Origin of the sequence: Streptomyces torulosus (assembly GCF_001419765.1) — a bacterium.
Lineage (GTDB): Bacteria > Actinomycetota > Actinomycetes > Streptomycetales > Streptomycetaceae > Streptomyces > Streptomyces torulosus.
This window is the reverse complement of sequence record NZ_LIRK01000285.1, coordinates 1-10,063: the sequence shown is the minus strand read 5'-3', so window position 1 is coordinate 10,063 and position 10,063 is coordinate 1. Positions and strand designations below refer to the sequence as shown.

Here is a 10,063-nt window from a genome sequence, read left to right as displayed (position 1 = left end):
GGTCGTGGGGGGTGGCGCCCCCAGGACGGACTGAAGCTGCTCGGTGGTGGCGGGGCCGAGGACCACGCGGGCACGGGTGTGACGCAGCATCGCCTCGCCGAGGGCGTCCAGGTGATCGAACTGCTCGGCCACGACGACCGTGACGTTCGCGGCCCGACCGTGGCGCAGGGGGACCTGGAGGAGCGACTGCGGGTCGCGTCCGCCGTCGGCCGCCGCCAGATGCGCCAGGACGGTCGGGCGGTCGAGCAGCAGCCAGAGGGGGCGCTTGGTGTCGTCCGGGGCCGGATGCCCCGCCTGACGGGCGCGGTTCGTGGCGATCAGCCGGCGTTCCGTCTCCTGGGACGCCCACTCCAGGCTCGCCAGCGCCCCGGAGAGCCCGCTCTCCACGGCGAGGACGCCGTCCCGGCCGGTCAGGCACGCGTAGTCGCCGCTGCCGGCGCCGTCGACGATGACGACGTCGCCGTGCTGCAGCGCCTGGAGGGCGATGGAGCGCAGCAGCGTGGTCGTACCGCTGCCCGGTTCGCCCACGGCCAGCAGATGGGGTTCGGTGGAGCGGGCGCCGGTGCGCCAGACGACCGGCGGTACGTCGCGCCGCTCCTCCCCGAAGGAGAGGGGGAGCATGCGCTGCACCTGCGCCGGGTCGGTGAAACCGAGGACCGTCTCGCCCGGAGCCGTCACGAAGCGCTGGGCGGCGATGTCGGTGGCGAGCGGGGGCAGGACGCTGACGGACAGGGTGTTGCCCTCCTCGTCCCAGTCGAAGCGGTACTCGCGGCCACGACCGGCCTTGGTGTACAGCAGGTGCTCGACACGCGCCCGGGACTCGGGCTCGCCGTCGGCGAAGTACGCCGGGTAGTGGATCAGCAGATGGCAGATCCGTCCGGTGCCGTCGAACGCGTAGGTGGGGAAGGCCTTGTCCCAGGCACCGCCGTGCGCGTAGAGCGGCTCGGGGTCCTCGGCGGCCGAGAAACAGGGGACCAGGGCCTCGTAGAGGGAGCGCAGACGCTGGGTCTGGGACTCGTCGGGGCCGGTGGGTTCGGGGGTGGCGCCGTCGCGGCCCGCCCAGGCTGCCGCCGCCATCAGGGCGATGACGGCGAGCAGCGCTCCGTACGGCACGAGGGTCACCACCAGGACCACCGAGGCGGCGAGGAAAAGCAGTGACCCGCGCCGGTCCGTCGGTGTCTCCACCCATCTGCGCCGGCCGGCCGCGGCAAGCCGGCGCAGTCCACGGGTGATCGTGATCAGCGGATGGAGGACGTCGGTGGCGCCGTCGGCCGCCGTCCGGGCCAGCTCCCGGCTCTTGGCGAGATGCGCGCCGCCGTTGCTCAGAATGCGGGGGAGGGTGACCCGGGCCACGGCTGTCTCCTGGAGGTGCGTACGGATGGGGACGGGGTCAGAACTTGATCCCGCCGAGGAGGCCTGCGAGGCTCTCGCCGCCCGCCGTGATGCTCGGGGCGATACCCGTACTGGCCAGGTAGAAGCCGAAGAGCGTGACGACGATGGCGTGCGAGGCCTTGAGGCCGTCCTTCCGGAAGAAGAGGAAGACGATGACGCCGAGCAGAACGACGCCGGAGATGTTGAGGATCATGTGGGTTCTCCTGGTAGGTGGGGACAGTCACCATGAGTTCTTCCAAGGTCACAGCATGTATCCATATGATTAAAGGTGCAAATGAGGGAAATTCCGGCGTTTTCATCTGGGTGGGCGAGCGGACGTTCGGCCGTCCGAGCTGGGCTGTTGCGCCGCGCGTGACTCGATGTGATCTTTGCCTCGGCCACGACCGCTCATGTGCGCGAGAAGCCAGTACTCTGGCGATTCACCCGTACGGCGGCGCTGTCGTCGTACGCTCCAGAAGCACACGTGCTCGTGGCGGCAACGCGAAGAGAGGTGGACCGGGCGATGAGCGAAGCCCCCGAACCGGAGGTCGTGGAGCTGGCGACCAAGGTCTTCGATCTGGCCCGGCGGGGCGAGACGGAGGCGCTCGTGGCGTACGTCGACGCCGGCGTCCCGGCCGAACTCACCAATGACCGCGGTGACTCGCTCGTGATGCTGGCCGCCTACCACGGCCACGCCGACGCGGTACGGGAGTTGCTGGCCCGCGGCGCCGAGGCGGGCCGCGTCAACGACCGAGGGCAGACCCCCCTCGCGGGGGCGGTCTTCAAGGGGGAGGCCGGTGTCATCCGGGTTCTTCTGGAGGGCGGCGCCGACCCGCTGGAGGGCACGCCGAACGCCGTCGACACGGCGCGGATGTTCGGCAGGACCGAGCTGCTCGAACTGTTCGGCGCACACTGATCCACATGTTCTGACCAGGTAAAAAACGAAAGACGGGGGAGGCGGTACAGGGCCGCCGGAAATATCGGTCGCGGCAGGAAGAACCGCCGGGTCATCATGACGTCGTGATTCACGGACGCGATGGCTGGGCAGGTGTTGCCGCACCACGTGGACCGTGATGCGGTCCGCATGGGCCACTGACGAGAGGCAGAGGAAGATGGTCTACAGCAAGCAGGAAACGGCGGGCGCCCCGACGTGTTGTCACGCGGCCAGGTAGAGCAAGATCCCGGTTGCGTCGACGCTTGATGTGAGGCTGTTTCCCATGTTCGAACCGTTCATAGCGCCCAGCGGTACGCTGCTCGGCCTGCTGCAGCGGGGCCGTGGCGACGGCACGCTGCACGCGCTCACCGCCCCGCGGGCCGAGGCGCTCGCGGCACTGAACACCTGTGTGCTCAGCGACCCCCGCCACGACTGGCAGGTGGAGAACCGCTCGCTCTACTACGCCCGGCTCTACCTCGACCTGCACGGCGAACTCGACGAGATCGAACGGCATCTCTTCGACGCCGAGGACATCCTGGACACCGAGGAGTCCCGCACCGGACTCGCCCTCGCGGTCCTCGGGCATCTCGCCTCGTACGGCAGGCGGGACGCGCTCGACCTGCTGCGCAAGTACGCCGCCACGGGCACCAACTGGGCGTGGGCCCTGGACGAACTGGCCCTCAGGGACGACGACGAAGGGCTGCGCGCCCTCGCCGAACCCGTCCTCGCCCGCTTCACCACCGACCCGGAGGGCGAGGCGGAACTCGCCGCCACCGTCCGGGACGCCTTCGAACCCCGGCCCTGGCGACTGTGGGCCGACGACCCCCGCGAAGCGGTCGCCACACGCGTGCGTGCCGCCCACGAGACCGGCTGCTTCGACCGCTGGCAGCGGCAGATGCGGCCCAGCGGACCCCGGCCCGGCTGGAGCGTCAGCGCCGTCTTCGAATGGGCCCGACAAGGCATCGAACGCGGAGCCGTCCTCCATGTGCCGGCCGCGCGCTGCCTCACGGCCGTCGCCGGCCCCGAGGACCGGCCGGAGATCATCGAGGCCGCCCGGTCCGGCGACGACGCCGCCCGCTGTACCGCCTTGCGCTATCTCGCCGACGGCAACGATCCCGACGCCCTCGATCTCATCGAGGGCGCGGTGGCCGACGGCACCACAATGGTCGTGGAGGCAGCCGTCGACGCCTTCGAACGGATGCGCAGCGTGGCCGCCGTCGACCGGGCGCGCGGCTGGGTGCACCGGCCCGACGCGCTGGGCGCGGCCGCCGGGCGCATGCTCGCCTGCCGGGGCGGCGCACAGGACAGCGACCTGGTGCTGGGCGCCCTGCGCGAGGCCGTACGCGGCGAGGGCCCCGACGCGCCCACCCTGTGGACCCTCGTCGACGGCACCGGACGCCTCGGCATCGCCTGCGCGGCACCCGTGCTGCGCCACATCTACCGGGAGACCGCCTCCTCCCACCTACGCGGCCGCGCCGCCCGCGCACTCGCCGCCACCGACCCCTCCTTCCCGGCCGGCTTCGCCGTCGAATGCCTCTGGGACTGCGAGGAGACCACCCGCGAGATCGCCGCCCGGCACGCCGAGACGGGCGACACACGCGTCGTCGACCAGCTCCGCCGACTGGCCGCCGACCCGGCCGAGGAGGCCGAGGTCCAGACAGCCGTACGCAGCCGAATCGGTCCTGACATGCCCGCAATGTGAACAGCCCGTGACCCGGAGGCCAGGAGGGCATGGACACGGTCTGACCTGGACATGTGTGCAGCGCAACGCTCATGGGACGTTCCTCGTCCGGAAAGATCCACGTTGACGCGGCCACGTCCGGTACGACGACAACACGGGTATGCGTGTCGTCATCGTGACCGAGTCCTTTCCCCCTGATGTGAACGGCGTGGCCCACTGCGCCCTGCAGACCGCGCGGCACCTCGTCGCGCGCGGTCACTCGCCGCTCGTCGTGGCCCCGGCCACCGCCGCGGGCACAGCGGCGGGCGCCGACCTCCAGGCGCCGTGCCCCGTCGTCCGTGTCCCCTCCCTCCCGCTCCCGGGCTACCCCCAGGTCCGCGTCGCCCTGCCCAGCCGCCGGGTGGCCGGGGCGATCGTCGAGCACCGGGCCGACATCGTCCACCTGGCCAGCCCCTTCGTCCTCGGGGTGCGCGGCATGGCCGCCGCCGCGCGCCTCGGGGTCCCCGCCGTCGCCATCTACCAGACCGACCTCGCCGGCTACGCCCGCACCTATGTGCACGCCGGCGAGGCGGCCGCCTGGCGGCGCATCCGTTCCGTCCACGCCGCCGCCGACCTCACCCTCGCCCCGTCCGGCGTCGCCCTGCGTGACCTGGAGGCACACGGGGTGCCCCGGGTGAAGCTGTGGCAGCGCGGCGTGGACACCGTCCGCTTCCGGCCCGCCCTGCGCGACGAGGCGCTGCGCCGTGAACTGGCGCCGAACGGCGAGCTGATCGTCGGCTACGTCGGCCGCCTCGCCCCCGAGAAACAGGTCGAACTGCTGGCCGGGGTGTGCGGCCTGGACGGCGTACGCGTCGTCGTCGTGGGCGACGGCCCCAGCGAACCGGGGCTGCGCGAGGCCCTGCCCGGCGCCGTCTTCCTCGGCCGTCGCACCGGCGACGACCTCGCCCGGATCTTCGCCTCCCTGGACGTCTTCGCCCACACCGGCCCCTTCGAGACCTTCTGTCAGACCGTGCAGGAGGCCATGGCCAGCGGCGTGCCCGTCGTCGCCCCCGCCGCCGGCGGACCGCTGGACCTCGTGGCACACGGCCGCACCGGGCTGCTGGTGCCGCCGCGCGACGCCGCGGCCGTACGGGACGCCGTGTCGTCGCTGGCCGGCGATCCGGCGCTGCGGGCGGCCTACGGGGCCGCCGGGCGGGCCATGGTCGAGGGGCGCACCTGGGCGGCCGTCGGCGACCAGCTCATCGGGCACTACGCCGATGTGCTCGCGGCGCGGACGGCGGTGGCGGCATGAACGGCGCCTCCTCCGGGGCTGCACGGAACGACGCCGCCCGCTCGGGCTTGCGGATCGTGCGGCTCGCCAACTTCGTCGCGCCCGCCTCGGGCGGACTGCGCACCGCCCTGCGGGAGCTGGGCCGCGGCTACCAGGCGGCGGGCCACCACCCGGTGCTCGTCGTGCCCGGCGAGCGGTACACCGACCGCGCGACCGAGCAGGGCCGCGTCATCACCCTCCCCGGGCCCCTGCTGCCCGGCACCGGCGGCTACCGCGTCCTCATGGACAAGCGGCGGGTCGCCTCCCTCCTGGAGTCCCTCCGCCCCGACCGGCTGGAGGTCTCCGACCGCACCACCCTGCGCTGGACCGGGGCATGGGCGCGACGCGCCCGGGTGCCCGCGGTGATGGTCTCCCACGAGACCGCCGACGGGGTGCTGCGCACCTGGGGCCTCTCCGAGACGATGGCCCGGCGGGCCGCCGACGCCCTCAACATCCGTACCGCCCACACCTACGCGCGCGTGGTGTGCACCACCGAGTTCGCCGAGCGGGAGTTCGTACGGATCGGCGCCCGGAACGTCGTCCGCGCCCCGCTGGGCGTCGACCTCGTGGGACGGCACCCCGGGCTCCGGGACCCGGGGCTGCGCGAGCGGCACGCGCGCGAGGACGACGTGCTGCTGGTGATGTGCTCCCGGCTCTCGGTGGAGAAACGTCCCGGCACGGCGCTCGACGCGCTGGAGGCGCTGCTCCGACGCGGACGGCGCGCGGTGCTGGTGGTCGCCGGGGACGGACCGCTGCGGACCCGGCTCGAACAGCGGGCCCGCGGGCTTCCCGTGACCTTCCTCGGCCATGTCGCCGACCGCCACCTGCTCGGCGCCCTCCAGGCCTCCGCCGACGTGTGCCTGGCGCCCGGGCCCGCCGAGACATTCGGGCTGGCCGCGCTGGAGGCGATGGCCTGCGGCACGCCGGTCGTGGCCAGCTCCTCCTCGGCGCTGCCCGAGGTCATCGGGTCGGCCGGGGCCACGGCGGCGGACAGCGGCACGTCGTTCGCGGAGGCCGTCGAGTCGCTCCTGGACCGACCCGAGCGGGAACGCCGGGACGCGGCACGCGCGCGTGCGGAGTGCTTCGGCTGGCAGACCGCCGTGGACGCCTTCCTCGCCGCCCACGACGCGCACGCCGGCCGCCCGGCATGGGAGGGCGTCGGATGAGACCCCTGCGCTTCGTGGCCCTCGGCGACTCCCTCACCGAAGGCGTCGGGGACCCCGTCGCGGACGGCCGGCGGGGCTGGGCCGCGCTGCTCGCCGACGGACTCGCCCCCGAGGTGGAGTTCACCAACCTCGCCGTCAGCGGCTCCCAGACGCGCGACGTCCTGGAACGCCAACTGTCCGCCGCGCTCGCGCTCCGCCCGGACATCGCCTCCGTCGTCATCGGCGTCAACGACACCCTGCGCTGCACCTTCGACATCCACGCCGTGGCCGCCCGCCTGGACGAGGTGTACGGGGCCTTGCGGGACCAGGGCGCCGAACTGCTCACCGCGTGCCTGCCCGACCCCGGCGCGATGCTCGGCCTGCCCGGAGCCCTCGCCCGGCCGCTCGCCCGGCGGCAACGGGCCGTCAACACCGTCGTGCACGCCCTGTCCGAGCGCCATGGAGCGGTCCATCTGCACGCCTGCGAGGGCGCCTGGCTGACGGACCGCGCGATGTGGAGCGCGGACCGGCTCCACCCCGGCGAGCGAGGACACCGGCAGCTCGCCGTCCGCTTCCACACGCTGCTCACGGAGGCCGGGCTCGCGACGGGCCCGGCGCCCTCACCGGAACCCGATTCCCCCGCGCCGACCCGCGCCGCCGGCCTGTGGTGGCTGGCCACGGCGGGCACGGGGTGGGTGGCCCGGCGGTGCACCGACCTGCTGCCGCAACTCCTCACCCTCGCCGCCGCCGAGGTACGCCACAAGGCACGTGGCACCAGCGCCCGCCTCGACCTGACCGCGTCCTACGCGGTGGCCTCGGCCCTCGGGGCGCTGACGGGGTCCGAGCAGCGGCCGGAGGTGGCGTGAGGCGACCGCTGCCGGGGGACCGCCGCCGGGGGGACCGGCGCCAGGGAGACCGCTGCTGGGGAGACCGCTTACGGGGGCCTGCCGACAGGAGGGCTGCCGACAGGGTGGGACCACCGCGGAAGTGGGGTGGAGGCGGCGTCGTGCGGTCAGCGGCGGTGTCGTACGGCGATGAACCGCACGGGTGTGCCCGGTGTGGCCTGGGCCGCGGCCGGGAGGTCCGCCGGGTCGACGACCGCGATCACCGGATAGCCGCCGGTGGTCGGATGGTCGGCGAGGAAGACGACCGGGCGGCCGTCCGGCGGCACCTGGACCGCTCCCAGCACCATGCCCTCGCTGGGCAGCTCACCCGGCCGCGCGCGGTCCAGCGCGGGGCCCTCCGTGCGCAGCCCGATGCGATTGCTCGCCGACGACACGGCGTAGGGACGGGCGGCCAGGGTGGTGAGCGCCGAGTCCGTGAACCAGTCGTGGCGGGGGCCCAGCGTGACCCGCAGGACCAGCTCCGAGGGCGGCGCCGGATGCGGAACGGCGTCCACGCACGCGTGGGGCCCGGTCGGGCGTCCCAGGGGGAGCACGGTGCCGTCCGTCAACGGGGGAGGACCCAGACCGGACAGCAGGTCCGTGGAACGGCTGCCGAGGACCGGCTCGACGGTCACCCCGCCGGAGACGGCGAGATAACTGCGTACCCCCGCGCGTGCCGCCCCGATGTCCAGCAGCGCGCCGCCGGGGACCCGTACGGGCGCTCCCCAGGCCGCCGGGCGGCCGTCCACCGTGACCGGGCAGGGCGCGCCCCCGACGGCGACGGTGACCGTCGCGCGGGGCCGTACGGAGCAGCCGTTGACGGTGGTCTCCAGGACGGCCGCCTCCGGGGCGTTGCCCACCAGACGGTTGACCAGGGCGGCGGCGGGCGCGTCCAGCGCCCCCGAGCGGGGGACGCCGAGGTGCGCGTGGCCGGGCCGCCCCCGGTCCTGGACGGTGGTCAGGGCACCGGCCCGGACGACGGCGAGGGCACGGTCGCTCATGGCGCCGCCACCGGGGTGAAGCGGACACGGGTGCCCGGCGTCAGCAGCGCGGCCGGCACGCGCGCGGGGTCCCACAGGACGAGGTCCGTCGTACCGATCAGCTGCCAGCCGCCCGGTGAGGAGCGCGGGTAGACGCCCGTGTACGGACCGGCCAGGGCCACGGAACCCGCCGGGACCGCCGTGCGGGGCGTCGCCCGGCGCGGCACCTCGCGCGGCAGCCCGGTGAGGTAGCCGAAGCCGGGGGCGAACCCGCAGAAGGCCACGCGGAACTGGGCCGCCGCGTGGATACGGGCGACCTCCGCCTCGTCGACCCCCCAGTGCGCGGCGACGTCGCCCAGGTCGGGGCCGTCGTACCGCACGGGGATCTCGACGACGTCCTCCGTGCGCGGCGGGACGGGCGGCACCTCCCAGGAGGCGAGCCGCTCGGCGAGGCGGGACGGGGCGTCCAGGCCGTCCAGGAGGACCGTACGGGCCGCGGGGACCAGTTCCTCCACCGTCAGCTCACCCGTGGCGCGGCGATGCAGCAGCTCGGCGTGCAGGGCCTCGGCCTCCTGGCCCGAGTCCACCTCGATCAGCAGCGCGCGATCGCCGACCGGCAGCGCCCTCATACGAACGCCTCCACACGCACCCCCGCCGCCGTCAGCTCGGCCCGCACCCGGCGGGCCAGCTCCACGGCCCCCGGTGTGTCGCCGTGCAGGCACAGCGAGCGGGCGCGGACGGGGATGCGCTCCCCCGAGTGCGCGACGACCGTGCCGGAGCGGGCCAGCTCCACGGACCGCCCGACCACCGCGTCGGCGTCCGTGATCACCGCGCCGTCCTCGCCGCGCGGCACGAGGGTGCCCCGTGCGGTGTACGCGCGGTCGGCGAACGCCTCGGTGACCGTCGGCAGTCCCGCCCCCGCCGCCAAATCGAGGAAGCGGGAGCCGGGCAGGCCCAGGACCGGCAGGGAGGCGTCGGCGAGGACCACCCCGCCGACCACCGCCGCCGCCTGCGCCTCGTCGTGCACGATGCGGTTGTAGAGCGCGCCGTGCGGCTTCACGTACGACACGCGCGTGCCCGCCGCGCGTGCGAAGACCTCCAGGGCGCCGATCTGGTAGGCCACCTCGGCCGCCAGTTCGGCGGGCGGCACGTCCATCGCGCGCCGCCCGAAGCCCGCCAGATCGCGGTACGAGACCTGGGCGCCGACCCGTACGCCGCGCTCGGCCGCCTGTTCGCAGACCCGGCGCATGGTGGCCGCGTCCCCGGCGTGGAAGCCGCAGGCCACGTTGGCGCTGGTGACGACGGTGAGCAACTGCTCGTCGTCGGTCAGCCGCCAGCGGCCGAAGCCCTCGCCCAGGTCGGCGTTGAGGTCGATCGAGGTCATGGTTCCCATTCTGCTCGTTCCGGGCTCTCGCTCAGACCACGCGGTACTGCTCGTCGCGGGCGTCCGTCAGGAACATCCGCCCCGGCGCGTGGGTGATCGCGAACGGTGGGCGCGACGCCATCACGGCGGCCTGCGGAGTGACCCCGCAGGCCCAGAACACCGGGATGTCGTCCGGCTCGGCGGTCACGGACTCGCCGAAGTCCGGGCGGGACAGGTCGGCGATGCCGAGGCCGGCCGCCTCCCCGCAGTGCACCGGACCACCGTGCACCGCCGGGAGCAGACCGCTCTCCCGGATCGCGGTGCCGAGGTGCTCGGGCGGCACCGGGCGCATCGACACCACCATCGGACCGCGCAGCCGGCCCGCGGGCCGGCACT

General features: G+C 74.3%; 11 protein-coding genes. 5 read left to right on the top strand and 6 right to left on the bottom strand.

The features are described 5' to 3' along the window. Positions 1–1,353: ATP-binding protein (locus AOK23_RS20380; protein ID WP_055714126.1), on the bottom strand; the 1,353-nt coding region annotated here is incomplete at its 3' end. 37 nt (positions 1,354–1,390) lie between these two features. Further along, positions 1,391–1,585 carry a hypothetical protein gene (locus AOK23_RS20375; RefSeq protein ID WP_055714125.1) on the bottom strand — a complete coding sequence of 65 codons (195 nt, stop codon included), beginning with the start codon at positions 1,583–1,585 and terminating at the stop codon, positions 1,391–1,393. Positions 1,586–1,894: 309 nt separating this feature from the next. On the opposite strand from AOK23_RS20375, the gene AOK23_RS20370 reads away from it, so the two are divergent. The 5 genes from AOK23_RS20370 (at position 1,895) to AOK23_RS20350 (ending at position 7,306) form a co-directional block, all read left to right on the top strand. Continuing rightward, on the top strand, positions 1,895–2,287 hold the full coding sequence (locus tag AOK23_RS20370; RefSeq protein WP_055714124.1) for an ankyrin repeat domain-containing protein: 393 nt from the start codon (positions 1,895–1,897) through the stop codon (positions 2,285–2,287). Positions 2,288–2,588: 301 nt separating this feature from the next. Further along, positions 2,589–4,007 (top strand): HEAT repeat domain-containing protein, encoded by a 1,419-nt coding sequence (locus tag AOK23_RS20365; RefSeq protein WP_055714123.1) that lies wholly within the window; start codon positions 2,589–2,591, stop codon positions 4,005–4,007. A gap of 139 nt (positions 4,008–4,146) precedes the next feature. Then, positions 4,147–5,277 (top strand): glycosyltransferase family 4 protein, encoded by a 1,131-nt coding sequence (locus tag AOK23_RS20360; RefSeq protein ID WP_055714122.1) that lies wholly within the window; start codon positions 4,147–4,149, stop codon positions 5,275–5,277. After that, positions 5,274–6,461, top strand: a complete 1,188-nt coding sequence (locus tag AOK23_RS20355; protein WP_055714121.1) for a glycosyltransferase — start codon at positions 5,274–5,276, stop codon at positions 6,459–6,461. The genes AOK23_RS20360 and AOK23_RS20355 overlap by 4 nt, the downstream gene beginning before the upstream one ends. Further along, positions 6,458–7,306, top strand: coding sequence for an SGNH/GDSL hydrolase family protein (locus AOK23_RS20350; protein ID WP_055714120.1), 849 nt, complete (start codon positions 6,458–6,460; stop codon positions 7,304–7,306). The genes AOK23_RS20355 and AOK23_RS20350 overlap by 4 nt, the downstream gene beginning before the upstream one ends. A 146-nt stretch (positions 7,307–7,452) precedes the next feature. Here AOK23_RS20350 and AOK23_RS20345 read toward each other — a convergent pair whose 3' ends face one another. The 4 genes from AOK23_RS20345 to AOK23_RS20330 form a co-directional block, all read right to left on the bottom strand. Continuing rightward, the gene (locus AOK23_RS20345) at positions 7,453–8,325 is read right to left on the bottom strand and encodes a 5-oxoprolinase subunit C family protein (RefSeq protein ID WP_055714119.1); all 873 of its coding nucleotides are present in this window, start codon (positions 8,323–8,325) and stop codon (positions 7,453–7,455) included. Beyond that, entirely contained in the window at positions 8,322–8,933 is a 612-nt protein-coding gene (locus AOK23_RS20340; RefSeq protein WP_055714118.1) for a 5-oxoprolinase subunit B family protein, read from the bottom strand. The genes AOK23_RS20345 and AOK23_RS20340 overlap by 4 nt, the downstream gene beginning before the upstream one ends. Then, positions 8,930–9,688 carry a LamB/YcsF family protein gene (locus AOK23_RS20335; protein ID WP_055714127.1) on the bottom strand — a complete coding sequence of 253 codons (759 nt, stop codon included), beginning with the start codon at positions 9,686–9,688 and terminating at the stop codon, positions 8,930–8,932. Before AOK23_RS20335 ends, AOK23_RS20340 begins: the two co-directional genes overlap by 4 nt. Before the next feature lie 31 nt (positions 9,689–9,719). Further along, the coding region (locus AOK23_RS20330; RefSeq protein ID WP_157878098.1) for a D-glutamate cyclase family protein at positions 9,720–10,063 on the bottom strand (344 nt) is incomplete at its 5' end.

Bases quoted from the DNA above. Each gene is read 5' to 3' on its own strand.
- AOK23_RS20375 (WP_055714125.1), bottom strand. From the start codon at position 1,585: ATGATCCTCAACATCTCCGGCGTCGTTCTGCTCGGCGTCATCGTCTTC.
- AOK23_RS20335 (WP_055714127.1), bottom strand. From the start codon at position 9,688: ATGACCTCGATCGACCTCAACGCCGACCTGGGCGAGGGCTTCGGCCGC.
- AOK23_RS20360 (WP_055714122.1), top strand. From the start codon at position 4,147: ATGCGTGTCGTCATCGTGACCGAGTCCTTTCCCCCTGATGTGAACGGC.
- AOK23_RS20350 (WP_055714120.1), top strand. From the start codon at position 6,458: ATGAGACCCCTGCGCTTCGTGGCCCTCGGCGACTCCCTCACCGAAGGC.
- AOK23_RS20340 (WP_055714118.1), bottom strand. From the start codon at position 8,933: ATGAGGGCGCTGCCGGTCGGCGATCGCGCGCTGCTGATCGAGGTGGAC.
- AOK23_RS20370 (WP_055714124.1), top strand. From the start codon at position 1,895: ATGAGCGAAGCCCCCGAACCGGAGGTCGTGGAGCTGGCGACCAAGGTC.
- AOK23_RS20355 (WP_055714121.1), top strand. From the start codon at position 5,274: ATGAACGGCGCCTCCTCCGGGGCTGCACGGAACGACGCCGCCCGCTCG.
- AOK23_RS20345 (WP_055714119.1), bottom strand. From the start codon at position 8,325: ATGAGCGACCGTGCCCTCGCCGTCGTCCGGGCCGGTGCCCTGACCACC.
- AOK23_RS20365 (WP_055714123.1), top strand. From the start codon at position 2,589: ATGTTCGAACCGTTCATAGCGCCCAGCGGTACGCTGCTCGGCCTGCTG.